Source organism: Bifidobacterium sp. M0399 (assembly GCF_016100595.1).
Taxonomy (GTDB): domain Bacteria; phylum Actinomycetota; class Actinomycetes; order Actinomycetales; family Bifidobacteriaceae; genus Bombiscardovia; species Bombiscardovia polysaccharolytica.
The window spans coordinates 23,599-43,685 of the sequence record NZ_JACFSD010000004.1 but is presented as its reverse complement, the minus strand read 5'-3'; the positions used below and the strand labels follow the sequence as shown (position 1 = coordinate 43,685).

11 protein-coding genes and 2 tRNA genes are annotated in these 20,087 nt (G+C 54.9%); 6 read left to right on the top strand and 7 right to left on the bottom strand.

From position 1 onward, the window contains the following. Positions 1-9: 9 nt before the first annotated feature. The 3 genes from H3V09_RS08415 to H3V09_RS08405 all read right to left on the bottom strand — a co-directional run bounded on the left by H3V09_RS08415 (position 10) and on the right by H3V09_RS08405 (position 4,998). Entirely contained in the window at positions 10-2,130 is a 2,121-nt protein-coding gene (locus H3V09_RS08415) for an alpha-galactosidase (RefSeq protein ID WP_198191651.1), read from the bottom strand. 432 nt (positions 2,131-2,562) lie between these two features. Continuing rightward, entirely contained in the window at positions 2,563-4,314 is a 1,752-nt protein-coding gene (locus H3V09_RS08410; RefSeq protein ID WP_198191650.1) for an FAD-dependent oxidoreductase, read from the bottom strand. Positions 4,315-4,434: 120 nt separating this feature from the next. Next, positions 4,435-4,998, bottom strand: a complete 564-nt coding sequence (locus H3V09_RS08405) for a peroxiredoxin (RefSeq protein ID WP_046322122.1) — start codon at positions 4,996-4,998, stop codon at positions 4,435-4,437. A 158-nt stretch (positions 4,999-5,156) separates the two neighbouring features. Here H3V09_RS08405 and H3V09_RS08400 point away from each other — a divergent pair, with 158 nt between their 5' ends. The 3 genes from H3V09_RS08400 to H3V09_RS08390 all read left to right on the top strand — a co-directional run bounded on the left by H3V09_RS08400 (position 5,157) and on the right by H3V09_RS08390 (position 9,132). Beyond that, positions 5,157-6,533, top strand: a complete 1,377-nt coding sequence (locus tag H3V09_RS08400; protein WP_232339547.1) for a hemolysin family protein — start codon at positions 5,157-5,159, stop codon at positions 6,531-6,533. A gap of 375 nt (positions 6,534-6,908) precedes the next feature. Next, positions 6,909-7,388, top strand: coding sequence for a Dps family protein (locus H3V09_RS08395; protein WP_015021094.1), 480 nt, complete (start codon positions 6,909-6,911; stop codon positions 7,386-7,388). Between the two features lie 235 nt (positions 7,389-7,623). Further along, positions 7,624-9,132, top strand: a complete 1,509-nt coding sequence (locus H3V09_RS08390) for a Na+/H+ antiporter NhaA (RefSeq protein WP_269748593.1) — start codon at positions 7,624-7,626, stop codon at positions 9,130-9,132. A 109-nt stretch (positions 9,133-9,241) separates the two neighbouring features. Here the strand turns inward: H3V09_RS08390 and H3V09_RS08385 are convergent, their stop codons facing one another. Together H3V09_RS08385 and H3V09_RS08380 are read right to left on the bottom strand one after the other, a co-directional pair. Further along, positions 9,242-10,009 (bottom strand): SDR family oxidoreductase, encoded by a 768-nt coding sequence (locus H3V09_RS08385; protein WP_110412254.1) that lies wholly within the window; start codon positions 10,007-10,009, stop codon positions 9,242-9,244. Between the two features lie 479 nt (positions 10,010-10,488). After that, entirely contained in the window at positions 10,489-11,097 is a 609-nt protein-coding gene (locus tag H3V09_RS08380) for a M48 family metallopeptidase (protein ID WP_198191647.1), read from the bottom strand. 104 nt (positions 11,098-11,201) lie between these two features. Between H3V09_RS08380 and H3V09_RS08375 the strand changes: the two genes are divergently transcribed. After that, positions 11,202-11,275: transfer RNA gene (locus H3V09_RS08375), tRNA-Ile, on the top strand. 36 nt (positions 11,276-11,311) lie between these two features. Continuing rightward, positions 11,312-11,384, top strand: a tRNA-Ala gene (locus H3V09_RS08370). A 539-nt stretch (positions 11,385-11,923) separates the two neighbouring features. On the opposite strand, the gene H3V09_RS08365 is transcribed toward H3V09_RS08370, so the two are convergent. Then, a complete protein-coding gene (locus H3V09_RS08365; RefSeq protein WP_198191646.1) occupies positions 11,924-12,709 on the bottom strand; it encodes a BglII/BstYI family type II restriction endonuclease in 786 nt (261 codons plus the stop codon). On the opposite strand from H3V09_RS08365, the gene H3V09_RS08360 reads away from it, so the two are divergent. Further along, a complete protein-coding gene (locus H3V09_RS08360) occupies positions 12,703-13,614 on the top strand; it encodes an MT-A70 family methyltransferase (protein WP_198199052.1) in 912 nt (303 codons plus the stop codon). The two genes, H3V09_RS08365 and H3V09_RS08360, sit on opposite strands and share 7 nt — an antisense overlap. 921 nt (positions 13,615-14,535) lie before the next feature. Here the strand turns inward: H3V09_RS08360 and H3V09_RS08355 are convergent. Beyond that, entirely contained in the window at positions 14,536-16,368 is a 1,833-nt protein-coding gene (locus H3V09_RS08355; protein ID WP_198191644.1) for a DUF262 domain-containing protein, read from the bottom strand. Between the last annotated feature and the right edge of the window lie 3,719 nt (positions 16,369-20,087).

Here is a 20,087-nt window from a genome sequence, read left to right as displayed (position 1 = left end):
GGCGGCGGGTCAGACCCGGACCAGGTCGATCAGGCGGATGGTCTCAGGCTGGCAGCGGGGTATGCGGATGCCCACACGCTCCAGATAGGTGCCGGTGACCTCAGCGATGCCCAGCGGACCCGTCGGATCCAAGTGCTCCAGCGAGGCCCTGGGCTTGGCGGGGCCGGTCCAGGCCAGCCGATACCGGGCCTTGGGGTCCAGGCCGGGTATGCGTAGATAAACACCACGATTATGCAGGGATTCATCCAACTGGACGTGGGCCAGGATGGCCCGGCTGCGGTCGGGGGCCACCACGCCATGGGCCAGTACCGAGGGGTCGGCCAGGTCCAGGCGGACCACACGGCCGGAGTGGAGGAAGTCACGGTTGGCCTTGTACCAGGCAATCCATTCCTTGAGTCGCTCCAGGTCCTCCTCGCTGGCCCGGCGGATGTCCCACTCGATGCCCATGGATCCGAAGACGGCCGTGGCTGCCCGGAAATCCAGGCTGTAGGTTCTGCCGGTCTGCTGGGAGGAGGGTTGGGAGATGTGGGCGCCGATATACTCGGGGGCTACGGTCTGCTCGGTCCAGCGTTGGATCATCTGCCTGCTCAGGGCATCGGTCATGTCAGAGGTCCAGAAGCGGCGGATCTTCTCGATCACGCCCAAATCGATGCGGCCGCCGCCCGAAGCGCAGGACTCCCACTCCACCTTGGGGAAGCGAGCGCGGAGAGTATCCAGAAGGCGGTAGTAGGCCAAGGTCTGTTCATGGATGGCCGGCGCGCCTCCACGGGCCTGGGAACCAGCCTCAAGAAGGTCGCGGTTGTGGTCCCACTTGACGTAGTCGATCTGGCAGGACTCCAGAACCCGGGTCATGGCCTCCAGCACATGGTTGAAGGCCTGGGGATTGGTCAGGTCCAGGACCAGCTGGTTGCGCTGGAGCTCCGGGGTTCTGGAGGATGCCCTCATGACCCACTCAGGATGGTCGCGGAAGGCGTCCGAATTCGGGTTAATCATCTCCGGCTCGAACCAGAGGCCGAACTGCATCTCCAATTTGTGGACATAATCAACTAAAGGCTCCAATCCCTGGGGCCAGACCGCAGGGTCCACCCACCAGTCGCCCAGACCAGCCGTGTCGTCCCGGCGCAGGTGGAACCAGCCGTCGTCCAGAACAAGGCGTTCCACCCCGATGCGGGCAGCGCGGTCGGCCAGGTCGCGCAAGGTGTTGAAGTCATGCTTGAAGCCGATGGCCTCCCAGACGTTCAGGATGACCGGCTGCTCGCGGGGGTGCTCGGGCAGGGTTCGCTCCCAGTCATGCAGGCTGTTCATGATCGGATCCATGCCATGGTCGGAGGCCGTGACCACAATCCAGGGCGTGCTGTACTCCTGGCCCTGGCTCAAAACCACCTCGCCGGGCAGGAGCAGTTCGCCAGCGCTAACGCCGGCCGGGGTGGCGCTGTTCCGGTCCACCCGGAGCACGGTGTTCCCGCTCCAGGCCGGCTGGACGCAGAGCACCCTGCCATGATGGAAGTTGAACCCGGGGGTGCCCACCATGACCACAGGCCCCTCGAAGCCGGTGCGACCCCAGCGAAACTCGCGCACCCAGGCCCCGTCGGCCAAGTCATGGCGCTGGGGGCTGCGCTCACGCTCGTGTCTGCCGGCGAAGTCCAGAATCTGGGTCTGCTGGTCGTCCAGGGGCAGGCGGACCTCCAGATTCTCAACCAGGAAGGGATCGGCACCCAAGTTGCGCAGGGTGTGGCGAATCCGCAGGGAACCGCCGGCCATGGCCTCCACCCTGGTCTCCAACCCAAGCTGGGCATCCTCATCACAGGCCCTGATGGTCAGCGAGTCGTGGGTCTGCTCGGGCTGACTTTCCACCAGGAATCGCGGCGACCATGAGCGCCCGGCTTGGATGCCCTCGGGGCCTTGGGCGATCCGATGCCCGGTCAGACCCGGATGCAGGTAGGTGTTCTGCGCATGCTCCAGCAGCAGGGGCGAATGGGTTGAGGTCCAGGCGGGAGTCTGTTCCAAGCCATTCAGGTTCGGGCCTGCATACAGTCCCCTGATGTCAGGAATATCGGCACCCGGGGTGATGGGCCCCAGGGCCATGTAGGTGAGCGGCTGATTTGAATGGACCGACTGTGGGAAGAGCATGAAAAATCCTTTTGTAGCTACGACACACATGTGCAAAACAACAATGCTTGATGAACCACTGAGCCGCCCGCTCCACTGCGGTTAGGCAGCTCCTGATTAATAGACTACTTGACTGCTCCGGCCATTAACACCGCATTGAAGTGTCTCCGCAGGAACGTGTAAGCGACCCCCCCCCCTCACCTCTCATGGGACCTGCTCAATTAAGGATGCAGTGGGATAGAGCGTAGTCATTCCAGACTGTGTCGAGCCGGTCATGATGACAACAATCGCCGCATGCGCCATGAATGTGGCGGACCATGTAGACCATGGATAGCATCAGCAGTTTATCATTAATATAATTTTAGGGACTTAAATCAGAAAAGGCGCTGACGTCACACCGCAAAGGCAGTAACGCCAGCGCCCTTTCAGACTCTGTTCAGGCTCGAACCCAGATCAGGCTCCGATCAGATCCAGCATTTCGGGGACGGACTTCTTGCCGAACTCCACAGTCTCCTGGCCGTCCTTGCGGATCACGATGCAGGGGACGCTCATGACCTGGTACTGGTCCTTCAGCTCGGGGAAGTGGGCCAGGTCGTAAGCCTCGGCACGCACCTTGCCGTTCTGGGCAGCCACACGCTGGGCGGATAGGACCGTGGTCGGGCACATGGTGCAGGTCAGGGAGACCAGCATCATCACGTCCACCTGGTCCTTGATGGCGTCGATCCGGTCCGAGGTAGGCTGATCCACCTGCTGGCCGGGGCCCGCCGCATTGTATAGGGCCAGGACGAAGGAGTTGAACTCGTGGCCGCTGGGCACGCCATGGAAAGCCAACCCGGTCGGCTGGGAGACGCCCTGGTCGTCCAGCCGGCAGATGCGCACGCTGGGTCGGGCATCGGGCAGGTCGCCGGCGGGATCGTATTCCTTGCCGTCCTCATCCGTGCGGGAGTCCACCCTGGAGGTCAGCTTGCCGTCGGAGAGCCCGACCAGCTCGTCCACGAAGGCCTCCAGCTCCTTGGAGACCTGACTGCCGTCCAGGTCCAGGGCCAGTTCCAGCTTTCCGGTCATCTTGCCGAAGACCATATCCAGCTGCTTGCGGATGTCCGGTCCGAAGAAGCCGGAGGTCTTGGCAGGGGCCTGGTCGTGCTCCTGGGCCACAGGCGCGGGCGAGGTGCCCGAGGCCAGTGCGGAATTCTCGGCCTGCCGCTCAGAACGGGCATAGGGAGAATCCTCGGGTCGCGGCGGTACCAGACCAGTCTTGTCCGACATGTTGGAGGCGTAGCGCTCCAGCTCCACAGCGGCCACAGCCCCATCGGCGGTGGCGGTGATGACCTGGCGCAGGTTCTTGACCCGCAGATCCCCGGCGGCGTAGATGCCCGGCACCGAGGTCTCCAGGTAGTCGTGGGTCAGCACGTAGCCGTGATCGTCCAAATCCACCACGCCCTTGAGCATACCGGTCTGGGGCACGTAGCCAGCGAAGACGAAGACGCCGAAGGTGCCGCCGTCCTGGGGCTTCCAGGTGGTGGTCTGCCCGCTCTTGCGGTCCAGGAGAGTGGCCTCGACCAACCCGCCGGGGCCTGCGGAGACACCCTTGAGCTCGGTGGAGTAGTGAATTTCGATCTTGTCGTTGTTCCGGGCCTCGTCAGCCACGGCAGCGTCGCAGGTGAAGTCCTCCTCGCGCACCAGCAGGGTCACCTTGGTGGCGTACTTGGTCAGGAAGACCGACTCCTCGGCTGCCGCGAACCCGCCGCCGACCACCAGGACCTCGCGCCCGGTGAAGAACTCGCCATCGCAGGTGGCGCAGTAGGCCACACCGCGGCCCGCATACTCCTGCTCGCCCTGGAAGCCGATCTTGCGGGGGCTGGCGCCGGTGGCGATCAGGATGCCGAAGGTGCGCAGGTCGCCCCGGGAGGTGTGGACCACCTTGATGTCGCCCTGGGCCTCGATGCCCGTGGCCTCGGCGCTCATGAACTCGGCTCCGAAGTTCTGGGCCTGCTGGCGCATGGTCTCGGTCAGCTTGCGGCCGTCTGTGCTGGCCACGCCCGGGTAGTTGACCACGTCGGCCGTAATGGTGATCTGGCCGCCGAAGTCGTCCTTCTCCAGAATCAGGGTGCGATACCGCGCCCGGGCCAGGTAGAGTCCTGCGCTCAGGCCTGCAGGGCCGCCGCCAATGACGACCACGTCATAAAGATTCTTATCTTCCGTCATGAATGCCTCTTCCGAAGGAATGCACGGATGTGCTGTTTTGAATGCTGGTCGTAAATATAGAAAAGGGAACCCGCCCTGGTCGCTTCCGATCGGCGAGTTCCCGATGTTGGCAGCTGCGGATCAGAGCTGGCCGACCAGATCCAGGCTGGGCTCGATGGTGTCCTCGCCGGGCTCCCACTTGGCAGGGCAGACCTGATCGCCGTGCTCGTAGACGAACTGGGAGGCCTGGACGCGGCGCAGCAGCTCGTCGGCGTTGCGGCCCACGTTGGAGGAGATGACCTCGTAGGCCACGACCTTGCCCTCAGGGGTCAGAATGAAGTCGCCACGCTCGGCCTTGCCCTCGGCCTCGTTGTAGGTCTGCAGGTCCTTGGCCAGGGTCGCGGTCGGATCGGCCAGCATGGGGTACTGGACCTTGGCGATCTTGTCGTTGGCCTCGTGCCAGGCCTTGTGGACGAACTCGGTGTCGCAGGAGACGGAGTAGATCTCGCAGCCGATCTTCTTGAAGTCTTCGTACTTGCTGGCCAGATCCTCCAGCTCGGTGGGGCAGACGAAGCTGAAGTCCGCAGGGTAGAAGAAGAGCAGGGACCAGTGGCCCAGCAGATCCTTCTTTGAGACCGGGAAGGTCTTGTTATCCTGGTAGGCCTGCGTGGTGAACTCAGTCAATTCGTGCTGAAGCTGTGACATGAAAAAAATCCTTTCGGGAGCATTGGGAACGTCGGCCTGAAGCCGAACCTGTCTCCGTATTTCATGCTAGTCAGGTAGCGCTGTATGGGGAAGACGGAGGTTCGCCGCTGGGGTGTGACATAGGGCACATGGGGCGTCCATACCCTAGCATTGGAGGCATGGCATTATGGCTGAACATCCTGCTCATTCTCTTCTTCCTTCTGCTCGGATCCGTCTTCTCGGGGACTGAACTGGCGCTGGTCTCCCTGCGAGGCTCGCAGCTGGAGCAGATGGAGCAGCAGGACGCGCGCGGCGCCCGGGTGGCCCGCATCGCCCGCGACCCCAACACCTTTCTTTCCGCCGTACAGATCGGTGTGACGCTGACGGGCTTCCTCTCGGCCTCCTTCGGCGCATCATCCATCGCCCCCTACGTGGTGCCCGTCCTGACCGGGTGGGGCGTGCACGAGGGTCTGGCCGGCACTCTGACCACGGTGATTCTGACCCTGATCATCTCCTACTGCTCCATCGTCATCTCCGAGCTGGTGCCCAAGCGGATCGCCATGCAGCGCACCGAGGCCATCGCCAGGGCCGTCGTTCCGGCCATCGACGTCTTCACCACCCTGTGCAGGCCGCTGATCTGGCTGATCGGCAAGAACACCGACCTCATCGTGCGCATCCTGGGCTTCGACCCCCAGCAGACCGACACCGAGGTCAGCGACGACGAGCTGCGGATGCTGGTCTCCTCCAACACCAACCTGAGCAAGGACGAGCGGATGATCCTGGGCGACGTCTTCGACGCCTCCGAGACCAGCGTGGCCGAGGTCATGCGCCCCCGGGCCGACGTGGTCTTCATCGCCGGGGACATGCCGCTGCAGGAGGCGGTCGAATTCGTGCACGACGAGCCCTACTCGCGCTACCCGGTGACCGGACGCGACTTCGACGATGTGCTGGGCTTCGTCCACGTTCGCGATCTGATGGACGTGCGCAATCCCCAGGCCAGGACCGTGGCCGACGTGACCAGGCCCGGCATCGCCCTGCCCGGCACCTCCAAGCTCCTGCCCAGTCTGGAGAAGCTGCGCAAGAAGGGCATCCACCTGGCCGTGGTCATCGACGAGTACGGTGGCACCGACGGCATCGTCACCTTGGAGGACATGACCGAGGAGCTGGTGGGCGATATCCGCGACGAGTACGACCTGCCCGAGGAGCAGAACCCGGCCCATCCCCAGGCAACTGCCTTCGTCAATGGGGTTGCCACGGTCGACGGCGGCATGACCATCGAGGACTTCGCAGACCTGACCGGAATCGAACTGGAGGATGGCCCCTACGAGACTCTGGCCGGCTACTTCCTGGCCCAGACCGGACGGATGGGGCAGGTGGGCGACGTGATCCACTCCGACGATGGGTATGACATGGTGGTGACCAAGGTGGACGGGCGGCGCATCGAGACCATCGAGGTCAGGCGGCGGCAGGAGGCCGAGGCCGACGAGGATGACGAGGGTGAGAACAGGAAGGATGAAGACAGGTCGAATTCCGAAGCAGGAGCGGACCGAGGATAACCGGACCGGATCTAATCTGAGCAAGACTGACTTGACCGAGGATAGCTTTGCCGGCTCTAACCTGACCGAGGTTGGTCGAAGCTAAGAAGGAAGACGACAATCCAACACGAGCCGAGACGATACTGCGACCAGAGCCTAGCTATCGTCTAACCGAATCCCTTCTATCATCTAGCCAGTGCTGGGCTGGTAGTCAGCCGGTGACCGCTCTGACGCCAGTCAAGAAAAAATGACTATCAGCGTAGCCGATGGTCCGTGAATGATTTCACTGGTTGATTCCCGCAAAATCCAAGCGTTTCCTTGCTTTTTCCTCTAGTCTGGAGATACAAGGTCGGGCTGACCCGACCGAAGGCATAATTTCATATTTAAGGAGCGATTATGGCATTGAACTTTACCGTACCGGGACTCGACGAAGCGACCAGCGAGAAGGTCATCGCCATCCTGCAGAGCCGTCTGAGCCAGGAACAGGAGACTGCCCTGATCCTCAAGCACGCCCATTGGAACATGAAGGGCAAGGAATTCATCGGCATTCATGAGATGATGGACCCCGAGGTTGATTCGGTCCTGAACATGGCCGACGAGACCGCAGAGCGCATCGCCACCCTGGGCGGCTCCCCCGCCGGACGGCCTGACGACATCATGAAGAACCGCGACTGGGATGGCATCACCATGACCGGCCGCCAGGATGCCCTGGACTACCTGAAGGCCCTGGACACCTACTACACCACCTTCATCAAGCGCGACCGTGAGGCCATCAAGGAGCTGGACGACCTGGACATCGTCAGCTCCAACATTCTGCAGGACCACGTGCAGGAGCTCGAGCACTTCCAGTGGTTCATGCGCAGCCACCTGTTCTGAGTTTGTTGAGTTACTGAGTTGCTGAGTTCTGAGAGCTCGTCACAGCTCCGATAAGTGGTAAGCCAGCGGCCCTGCATCGTGAAAGGTGCGGGGCCGCTGGCATTTTCTCTAACCGAGATAGCCTGCTGCGCTTCAGGATAGAATTGACACTTGGGAGACGGCCGGGCGCTGCCTCACGCCGGGAAGACTGGTCGGCCACGGAAGACCGAACCCTACCCGCCCGACCAGGAGCATCATGCCGCCCACGCCTACATTCCCAACATTCCAAGTCAATTCGCATCGTCAGGATTGCGACGATTCGAATTCGCAGCGGAATCCTAAACTGTTCAATCCAAGGCGGTCGGACCTCCAACCCTCAGACCCCCAACTGAATTCCGGACAATCGGATTCCAAGCCATCGAACGCCCAACCATCAAGTCCTCAGCGTGGGCAGAGCGGATCTGACAGGGATCGGCACAAACGACTCCATCTTTCAAACTTCTTCACCGCCTTGTCTTCGCTGGCTGAAAACGATCGAATCACCGGGCTATTCATGATGGCCTGTGCCTTGGCCGGGCTGATCCTGGCCAATCTGCCAGAGACCGGGCCGGGGCTGAACGCTCTTGCCGCTTGGATTCCTCTAGACCTGCCCGGTGGACTGAACCTGTCTCTCAAGGACTGGATACAGGACGGGCTGCTGACCATATTCTTCCTGACCATGGGTCTTGACCTGCGCCAGGAGGCTGCCACGGGCACTCTGCGCGACCACAGGCAGGTCCTGCTACCCATGCTGGCCGCTCTGGGCGGTGTGGCCGTTCCGATCCTGATCTACTGCCTGTTCAACCTGGGCTCCCCGGCCGGGTTGCGCGGCTGGGCTGTCCCAACGGCCACCGATGTAGCTTTCTCCCTGGCGGCTCTGCAACTGCTCCTGCCCAAGGCCGGACCCGCCCTGCAGGCCTTTTTGATGACCCTGGCCATCTTCGACGATCTGATTGGTGTCCTGCTGATCGCCCTGGGCTACTCCAGCTTGGGACAACCGAGCAGGCTGCTTGCCTGCCTCGTTGGCCTTGTGGCCTGGGCGCTCCTGGTCCGGGCAGCGAGCTGTTCCGCTCAGATTTGGCGACCCTTGATGCCGCTGTTCCTGCTGGGTGCCCTTGCCGGCGGTCTGCTGGCGTGGTACGGCCTCTTCAAGGCTGGAATCCACCCGGTGCTGGCGGGAGTGGCAATGGGTCTCTTGACCCCTGTCACCAGGTCGACCGGACCAGAATTGACCGGAACCAATCCAGCTGGGACCAAAACAACTGGGATTGGGCCGAGCCACGTCCAGGCATCATCTCCTGCTGAACAGTTGGATCGCCTGCTGACACCCTTGAGTGCTCTGGTGGTCCTGCCCGTGTTCGCCTTCTTCTCGCTGTCCATCTCCCTGGATCAGCTGGGACCCGGACTGCTGACTGACCGGGTCTTTTGGGGGGCCACACTGGGTCTGGCCTTGGGCAAACCCGTGGGAATCATGACCATGGTGATCCTGGCAAGTCATCTGGGGCTGCAACGGCCTGCCGGCTCCACGACCGGAAACATGGTTGGCCTCTGCCAGCTCTGCGGAATCGGCTTCACCATGTCCTTCCTGATCGCCAACTTGGCCTTCGCTGGTTCCCCGCATCTGGAGTCAGCCCTACTGGGCGTGCTGGCAGGATCGGTCCTGTCCGTGCTCATCGTGGCTGTCGGCACCATCCCCGGTCGACTACGTTCTGCCAGGCACACATAGGCTTAGCTGCCAAGACTCAACCTCTGCCAGACCCGGTTCCTGCCAGAATCAGCCTGCCAAACTCGGTTTTGACAGAAACAGTTTTGACAGAATCGGTCCCTTAGCAGGCTTAGCTACGACGGTAGAGCTTGGTGTAGGAGCCCTCGGCCCGGGGACGGACCACGATTTGGTCGATGTCCACAGTGTCGGGCTGCTCCAGGGCCCAGGTGACGCATCCGGCGATGTCGTCGGCGGTCAGCGGGTCAGGCACCCCGGCGTAAACCGCATCGGCTCGGTCGCTATCCCCGCCGAACCGCTTCAGGGAGAACTCATCGGTGTGGACCAGGCCAGGGGCAATGTCTACTACGCGCACCGGCTGACCGATCAGCTCCAGCCGCAGAATGCGGGCCATGACCCGTTCTGCCGCCTTGGAAGCGCAGTATCCGCCGCCGCCCTCGTAGGGCTCGATGCCTGCCGTCGAGGAGATGACTAGGACCGTGCCCTCCGACTCTTTCAGAGCCGGGAGCAGCTTCTGGATGACCCGCAAAGTGCCGATGACGTTCAACTCGTACATGCCGCGCCAATCGTCCAGGCTGGAGGTAGCCACCGGGTCCTTGCCGAAGGCTGCACCGGCGCAGTTGACCAGGGCCTTGACCGGCCCACCCTTGAGCACGGCATCGACGGCCGCCTGTGTGGAGTCCTCGTCAGTCACATCGCAGACCTCATAGGTGAAGTTCTGGCCCAGCTGGTCGGCCAGAGCCTTGAGATTGTCCTCGCGCCGGGCCAGGCCGACCACCTTCCAGCCCTTGTCCACCAAGGCCCGAGCACTGGCCTGGCCGATACCGCTGGAGGCGCCGGTCACCACGGCACGCTTGATTGTCTTCTTGGATTCCGTCATCTCATCCGCTCCTTCATGATCTATTCCCCCGGATTGACTCCACGCTTGCCTCCGGTTCGCAGGGAGCCTGCCTAGCTGCTGCAGGATCGCCCTTCTTCTTTAACGCTAGCGCACCAGCGTGGGCTGTGGCAGACTCTCTTAGGTCTTCGATGACAAATGTGGCGCATTAAACCAACCTGAGCAGGGTCGGAACGAATCAAAGGCAGATTAGTTGAGTCAAAATAGATCAAAGTCAGATCGGGCTGAATCAGGCCGTATAGTCAGGTTAGATCAGGATCGAAAGGATGCGTCAAAAACCAATCCTACTTCGTACGAGATGGCCTAGCGGGGACCCCGATTCGGAGCTCATCAGTACGAATGATGCTGTGGGTTCATAATTTACTGGCTCGCAGTGCGCAAGTTTAGAAATCACGCCGAGTTCACAACTCCCGAAATCATGACTCTGGAAATCATGACTTCAGATGTCGAAGCTTCGGAGGTCACAGAGCTAAATAGCGGTTGAGCCGACGACGGCGCTCAGCCCAGTCGGGCATATAACGATCCATCCGCGCGCGGAAGCCGGGACCGTGACCGTGCTCGTAGAGGTGGGTCAGCTCGTGAACCAGCACATACTCCAGCAGGTCAGAATCTAGCCAAGCCAGGTCGGTGTTGAGCCGGATGCTGGCAGTGGCGGTGGTGCAGGAGCCCCAGCGAGTTTTCATCTTCCGCAGACTGATGCGCTCAGGCCGGCGACCCACCACGGGGACCCACCGATCAAGCAGAGTCGGCAGCCTCTCCTGGAGAATCCTCTTAGCTTCGGCCTCGAATCGGTCCGGCGACAGCTGACCATCAGCTCCGGTTTGGGCGTATACCTCGCGTGAGCGGGCCAGACGATCTCTAGTGGTTGCGATCCAGCGGTGCTTGCCGTCGATAAAGGCGCGAATCTGGTCATCGCTCAAGGCCAGAGGTGCCGTCACTTCCAGATGGCCGTCAGGCGGCTTGACCCGCAAATAGACGTTGGCGATCCGTTTCCTGATGACCAGAACGGTCTCGCCACCGACCTCCAGCCGCTCCGACCGGACTGGTTCCGCACGCCGTTTCCGCCTCATGACCACCATTCTTCCGCCAAGACGCGACGCGACGCCGCCGAGATTGACTTGAGGGGACACTATGGTAAGCTATCCATTTGTGTGATTCTTCGGTCACACGGTATGGGCCTGTAGCTCAGCTGGTTAGAGCGCATCCCTGATAAGGATGAGGTCGGAGGTTCAAGTCCTCCCAGGCCCACGCAATCTTGCGTGGTTGAAGTTCTTTTCACATTACGGGGCTATGGCGCAGCTGGTAGCGCATCTGCTTTGCAAGCAGAGGGTCGCCGGTTCGAATCCGGCTAGCTCCACAGCAGAACCTTTGATTTCACACCCGCCTCCATTGAGGCGTGCACCATCAACGCGTGCAATTTTTAACATTAACAGCCTGCCCCTATGACAAATAACCCGTACGCACTCGGGAAGCACAATACATGTACGACAATAATCCAATTGAATCCATTTATCGCGTCACCGACTATCGACATCCTTGGGATGAGTATGATGGATAGTCTATCTTCGAACTTGAGGATTTTGGCGCACGGCTCGAGTGGAACCAGTTGCCGGTTTTCTTAAATCGTTACCCGCTGAGGTCCCCGACGCGCTACTTATGCGGCATGTTTCACGAAGGTTTGGATCATCAGCAATAAACCGTTAAGCAAACAATATTCTGACCACACCGGGGAGAGACACAATACCTTGCTGAGACGAATAGCTACCAATCAGCACATGTTAAAAAGGTAGGAAAGCTTCAAGTAGGGGAAATGGACACCGAACATCCAGAACTCGGCTTGTTACTAAATCGTGGAATCGCAATCGACACCTGCAGACACTTGCTTGAGTCTATCGATCAAATCGACGAAGGCTGATTCTCCTCTCCCGTCTCTTGATATGGCGTGCCGTCCCACGTCGCGCCAGAAATACCAACTGCTACAACAGGACACGTACCTGCCTCTCCTCTATTGATACGATCAATGGCCTTTGTCAGGCTGGTGACTGTTGTGGTTGTCAGATCAAGCGGAAGTGCAAGTCTCTTATCCTCTGCCGTGCGCGACCTTCTCGCTTTACGAGTCGCTTTATATACCTCGTCATTTGTTGCATTCAAATGTGGAGCCCATAGCTTAATGGCCAGGTCAAGCAGATCTTCGCGATGCTTAGTGATGATCATCGCCGCGTCAATTAAACCCGCCTCGTGCCATGCGCGGTAAGAGGCAAGATCACGGTCTAAGTTGCCGTCCTTGGCATTCCACTCAATATCAACAAGTACGCGTCCTTTGCGGTTATCTACCCAATAAGAGGCATCGTTCATGGTACCTAGACATTTGTCAGGAACACCAGATTCTCTAAAAGAGATCTTTCCTCTGGTTTCAAATTCGTAGGCGCATTCCTTCCAACCACGATTTCGAAATGCGCGGTTCAACGTCTCCGCCATTTCGGAATTATTACCACCTGCCCTGAGCAACAGGTTCGCGGAAAAGCTGAAGCTGTCTAGAACATCAACAATGTCATCCCATTCTTCGGGTGACACAGCTTTCATTACAGCACACGCGCTGCGCACTTCGTGGAATTCATAGCGGGAGCGAATATCACTCGCTAGAACATCAGGATCATCGTAGGAGCAAGTCGTCAATGGCATGCGTCAAGTCTAGATCCACGACACACCTCAAAAAGATCTATTTAAAGATCTATTCGTGCTATTCTGACTACATGACTGAGAAATCATACGCACCTCTGCCAATTACAGCAGGAGGCTTCAAGACAATACTTGCTGATCCGCCATGGCGCTTTGAGAATAGAACGGGGAAAGTCGCCCCTGAGCACAAGAGACTTGGCCGATACGCCACTATGTCACTGGATGAGATCAAAGCACTCCCAGTCAAAAATGTGACAGCGAAAAATGCTCATCTTTATCTGTGGGTACCTAACGCTTTGTTGCCTGAAGGCATCGAAGTTATGGAAGCCTGGGGTTTTCGCTATGTATCCAACATTGTATGGGCAAAACGACGCAAAGATGGCGGACCAGATGGGAGAGGTGTAGGCTTCTATTTCCGCAACGTGACTGAGCTGATCTTGTTCGGCGTTAAAGGGCACATGCGAACGTTGGATGCCGGCCGTCGTCAGGTCAACATGATTGAGACACGCAAGCGCGAACATTCGCGTAAACCTGATGAGCAGTACGAACTCATACAAAGTTGTTCTCCAGGCCCTTATTTAGAGATGTTCGCACGATACCCTCAACCCCACTGGACCGTATGGGGCAATGAGGCAGACGAGGATATTACTCCGCAGGGCAAGATTTACAAAGGCTACGAAGGCGGCGAGATCAACAGTACTCCACCGCTTGAAAATCATGAACGCCTTACCAAGGACAGCGAGATTGCAGTCGGCAGATTGCTCAGAGACGAGTATCAGACTGGTAAATCTATAAAGGACTTAGCGGCAGAGCATGACTATTCAATCGCTCGCGTTCGCCGTTATCTCAGCTTGGTAGACACACAATTTCGTCCACAAGGGCGTACGCCTTTGACTCAAGTTCGCTAATACAACGCCGCTTTGGACCATCAAAGCGGCGTTCACAGTTCGATAGACATACAGCAGACATTACTGTGAGATTTCTTGGTTTATAATGAGTAATCTCGCGACCTGTCCGCTCTAATAAAATGACTTAACTTCAGTATTTTGACTAATACTGCAATAGAACGATATTTTATAAAATTAGAATAATGTAAGCAAAGGGTAATTAGTTCGAACCAGGCTAGCACCACTTTGCTATTTATATTTTCTTAGTTTTCATACCATTAGGGCATTAATATTCCATTTACCTATTCCATGGTTGTTCCTGAAAACGATCTGGCATAAGGTTCACCTACTTAAACTGCATTAGCATCGAGGCATGCTTTAATGGCTCCACGGTTAACTAAATCAGATCGACGCAAGTAATCCAGATATGTTTACCATCTTCATTGAAGAATAAGTCATCTAACTAAGTCAAAGAGAGCCGGATAAAGAATCGACTATTCAAGCATGTTCAGCCTAAATTTGGGCAGAAGCCTAGTACAGGAAACCCATTTTGACATCCAATAGAATAAAACATTGCAGCACTAACGCCACGTATGGTCACAAAAACATAGCCCCGGCACCGTCTGGAGCTGAGGCTGTTTACTTCCCACTTGTATTGACAGTGGTCCAAGATCTCGAAAGCATGCCAAACTATCAGATATGGAACTTCTTGGGCGAACTGGTCGTCGGCGACTTGGTAACAGAGACAACAAAACCAAATGCAACTTGACTAGCGTCCATCCATATCCACTCCAAGCATACATATCAGGCGGACCTCGGTACGTATAAGCTATCCCGCACTCGGTATTCTCACCCACTGTCACATGAGTTAGATTCTAGGTATCTACCAATCTTTATGATCCTCGCCTAAAACTAAATACAGATATTCAGCGCAAGCTATAACTACTTAACCATCATCTTGGGTGTGATTATCTTTTCATACACGTATGTTGCAAGCGTTTTTGCTCTTTGTGATATATCACTCATTTCAAATTCAGAATACTTTTGGCAAAATTCAGACACCCAATTATAATTAGATTTCTTATATATCTGCAACTTGTCTTTGCTGTCCATATCTGCAGCGCTTCCATTTAGACCATTTTCAAGAGCTATTAGATTCCCGATATTTGTCACAGAAGCGAATGATGGCGATTTGGACTTGTCTGATTCTGGAATAATATGCTCGATTGTTAAATCATTTTCAAATTGCTTTTTATTATCTTTCGCCATAGCAATAGCATTGATTGCGTACTTAGTGGCTAAATTCATCTGTGTTTGGCCGTGCCCGGAAAAAGTTAACTTGCAGAATCCTTGAATAAAGATATCTCGCTCAGGAATGAGTTCATTAAAACCATCGGACAATATTTTCAGCGCTTTGGTTACAGCCTCTTGAGTATCTGCTTTTCGCAATGAGATAGCGAAACGCGAATAAATCGATTCGAAGCGGTTTGCCGGTAAATGACAAACACTATTATAGCTGAAGTGAAACATTTCAATCATGCTTATATAGGCAGACAATTGCTTATACGTTATAATGTTTCGTTCTTTCGCATCCAATAGTGCCAGCAACCCTATGCGGCTTTGATCAACGCTAAACCAATCGGAGAGAACTGTCATGCTCTGCACAATCGGCGCATATTCCTTACGATTTTGAAAATCTTCCAGCCGCGGATGAACTATGAGTGAGTAGCGGTTAGACTCTTTTTCCATTTCCGCCAGAAAGGCAATATACCTCTCCTCGGTGCTGGGAGTTATCCATTTTTTGAAGCTGTCATACAGCTGATTAGACCTAACTTTCTTGTATTTTGATATCCAGAAATGACGATAAAATGTTGCAATCCCTATATTGTCTCCTCTTTTACTGAGATTATTCTGAATTTTCTTCCACATTACTTCAGCATTGTCGACAGTGCCATTATCTGGCACCTTTTCAAATAATTTATTCTTAATAAGGTCTATATTAGCTAAGTGGACACCCTTTCCATTCAAGATTTCAAAAATCATATTAGCTGATGAGCGATCGTTCGTACTTATTACCACAACTTTTGTAGCTAGCAGTTCTTCTCGAATAGCTACTAATACATCTTTATCAGAATATTCGTCTAAAGCATTACTATCAAGACCACAAATAGACACGATTTGCTTTTTTAGATTGTCTCCACTCATTAATGCATCGAACGCCTCATACGCTTCTTTTATAGTTTGATCTTCCTCAGACAACTTATCTTCCTCAGACGACTGACGGAGCAAAGATTCTTTGCGCTCATGCGCTGGAGTCTGTATAAAGTTTTGATAAAAGGGGTAACTAGTTTTAGTTGTTAAGATTGGAAATGAGTTGTCATTATCATCTGTAGTTTTCACATATTGAAAAGCTTTCTTTGCCAGCGCCGGGGATACAGATTCAAAGCGGGCCGAGAGAGCAGAAAGAAAGATCGTAATAGTAGTTAATCTTTGCTGCCCGTCAACAATTTCAATCACATCGTCGTTTGAATCCTCGGTATTGTCGTTATTTGAAGAACCATGCTCATGCAAAAACAGCATCGTACCTATAAAATAGGGAAGTTCTTTGATTCGTTTATTCGAGAAATCTAATCGAGAGACAATATCTTTATAGAACTCTCGAGTAATCCTTTTATCCCAGCAATACTCTCGTTGAAACCGGGGGATTAACAACCGACTGCCTGAATTTAATATAGTCTTCACCGTTTTTGTTACAGGCGTAAACTCCATATTCATAGGTACTCCCACTCTTTTTCTGCATTATGTTGATAATTATCACTTTATAATTACGCAACTTTCTTACCTGATTATATCCCCAGTTCTATCAGCAAATAACCGCCGATATTGCTGTTGACATCTCTTTTATACTAGTATTTTATTAAGAATACAATTGTATGCTCCCATTTTAAAGTCATATTTGATGTCGGTTTTCCTACCCTGGCAGACCCAGAGCTAATACCTCGCTCCTAATCCAACTCACTAATCTCACTAATTTGAATAATCCTGATCAACTACCGCCATTAACATCGTCCCTGCTAAATCTCCATTCGCGCATCTGCTGTGTGTGGGAGAGAGAGGACGATTTACTGCACTCATATCCTTCGTCATCCTGTTGTCAAACATTATAAACGACAGAAATATTATCTCGACATCACTGAGCGAGCCCTAAGACCTCCTAATTTTGATCAGCGCAACGATCACACCCACACATCAACCTGGCCTATCGTTTGATGCCATAATTCAGGCAATTGGTCAGAGCAGCTATCACATTGTCCTGGCGGGCAAGTCTTTAACCGGCCTGCTAAGAACAACATCGAAATAAGCAACAACTTCAATCAGGTAGTTAGAGTTTCCGATCCAGAACAGTATAAAATTTTAAGAATGACTAGTTCCTACCTTTATATACACATGTAGCTCTGTAATTACGACCAGAAACCTAGGTCAGTATTTTATTTTCCCTTTATTTACCGGTTGAAATAATTGTCAGGCGTGGCTAAGCCTGCCATCTTAAAGTGCCAACAGCTCGATCAGGGCAGGATTGCCGCCCCGTTAGTCCCTGAATGCCGATCAGCTCACCAGGCTTAATGGAAAGAACCAAGCCATTCAAAACTGAAGTCTGGCCGCCATCCTACATGGGTTCGTCCTGCACAAATATATGACAAGGAAACCGCTCTAGCATCCTCCATGAACTCTCTCAGGGCATTCCTATGACCGGATTTTACCTTATGCACAGGAGGTTTCTTGCCCAAAAGAGAAAACCCGACAAGCAGCAAAGATAGGCTCGCCTAACTCAGAACTGGACTACATGCATTTGGTCAGCACCCTCCATCATAACAAGAGGCGAACCACGCCATGGCTGAATTGGATCGTCCACGAACACTCCCTCAACCCCCCCCCCACCGTGCCTAGCAGACTTTCCAGGACTGTCTGATGGTAAAATATTCTCCTGCCAAGCATACAGCAGCGTGTGAAGCGTGACAGTCATCAGACAGGACAGAACCGACGAGCTCAAATGACGGACCTCTACCCGCATGCCCAAAGATGTAGCAAACTGGATGCAAGTACAGCAGACGCGCAGAACAATCAGCCGAAACCAGACGGACATGTGGCTGAAGCGAAGGAAACTGTTTACTGTATCGAAAGTGAAAGCACTTACCGAGTGGATGTTTGACACGAGCGAGCCCATAATCCGCCCATAAGCAGCGGAGCTTAACAAAGCTGATCTATTACGCTATCAATGTCATATTTTGTTTCATTGTGGTGGTCAGACAGAGGTGTCTGGCTTTTTCGCATTCACGGAAGAGAACTGCCGTCCTGTTGGACGAACTGCCTGTACATACTGCTTCCTGCGCCACATCATACAATACTGCACACCTCAGTCTGACCGGGCACTTCAGCCGAGCATGCACAGGAGTCCATCCTGCCCGCAGCTTCTCGCGTAAGAACAGTGTTATTATAAGACTTATCGGCAGATCTACAATCAAGTTTGCAACTCGGCATCGCGTCGCAACTATGACAACGCTAGGCATCAGATTCAGAGGGCTAAGCTAACTAAGTACCTGGTTCAGGACCATGCCATACTCTGTTGCAAATACGGCAGGCCAATACGATGCGGCGATGCGCCGAACCTCGGGCGCACCGATGACAAGCTGAGGACGGAAAACGACATTGCACAAACAGATAAGGGTCTGCGACGACCTTAGTCGGGCAATTCAGCACCCGCTGGCGATCTCAGGGTACTCCACGCACATGTGGTGATGTGCCCCATCTATCTGTTCCTGAGTGTAATGAGGGGTCGTGGGCGCGAGCACAAGATTGGCTGCAGGAGCCTGGTGATGAGGCGCAGGCCCGCCGCCCATTTGCTGGTATGCTCTGTCGTCCGGCCCTAGACTGTGTCTGGGAATGTCTGGATGTGCTCGCTGCCTGCCTCGACTGGGCGGACAAACTGGATGATCCCGCAGAAGTCCACGCACTTCCGGTCTGAGTGGAGCGCACCTGTTCGTCCTACTGCTGAGCCGCATCCTGATCCGCCTAAGCTTTGGCTTAGGCTGCATCATTTACGACAATGACCTTGCATCCAGATCGGCCTTGACGTCAGAAAAAGCCTCGAGGACTGACTTCTTGGCATTTAGTACGTTCTTATCTGAGTCCAGGGCCTTGTTCACATCGTTATATGTCTGGTCCCTATCAGGCATTTGTCGTCTGAATCACCCAAGACCTTATCCCCATTTGCGATCGCATCAAAAGTTGCTTATTTACCCTTGAAGTCGTAACAGCAAGCACATCGGCCTTGAGGATCTTCAGCTTTGATTTCAACTTCGAGGTCTGAGCGTTCAGAGTTTCTATAGTCTTTCTCGATCCACTGGTGATGCGTCTCCAGTCAAGTCAGTTTTCGCCCCTGTAGTCCTGCTGGAGTCCGGCTTGAAGGTCTGCACGCTCTTAGCCATAGTCTGGAGCCGTCTGGGCATCGCTCACCTGATCATCCGTAACCGCCGTGGCAGACTTCACCTCGTCAGATGCCAAGTACTCGCGGTATTCGCTCTCTTGAGCCCTGTAGATTTTGGTCGTTATCCTGTTAGAAAACAATTGCTAGATTGTGCTCATGGTCAGCATTGCGATGCCGCCACAGATGACGGCAACAACCAGTACCAAGGCAGCTGCAATGTTGAGGCTACGCTTCGAATTGTTGCTTTTACAATTCTCAGTTTCCTCCACCTTTGCCCTTCAACCCTTCTCATAAAACCATAGTCATTGCCGGTAAGGACCCCTTCACCTGACTCAGGCATAGCCACCCTTGCGCCGAATACCCTGCTGTGCGCATTACATCATGCATACATCACCATGTAAACATGACATCATATTTGCATTGAACTTATGGACAAAGCTGATTCGGGCTCGAAAGACTATGCCCAAGAACTCCGTATCAACATCGCCCGGGCACGCACAGCCGAGGGATACTCCCAAGACGGGGTTGCAGCCGATGCGTGCCTCTCGAGCTTTACTTACTGGAAACTTGAACGCGGGGAACTAACCCCGACATCCTCGCCGTCGCCCAGGCGTTAGACATCGAACTAGCCGACCTACTGCCCGAATACCCCCCCCTCAGACCTCCACCGCCGATAGCCTCAGACATAGCAGGGCTGTTTACAATCCTCAACGACAATCAACACCGAGCCAAGCAAACAGTGTGTCCTCAGCAAAAATCATTGCCATTACAACTATGACAGCGGAAGCCATAAATCTGACTTGTGCCACGACTAGAGCTTAGAGAATTAGACTGAGATACTCGTCGATTGATTCTCTTCTCGCAGTGATTCACGTTTGTTATTTTCCAGTTGCTCATGACGCACAACCGCCTCTACCAGGCCGAAATGTGATACTAGGGCTCACTCTTTTAATTACGGACTCCACTGAAGAAAGCCGATCGTTATAACAGAAATGAAAACCTCGTACAT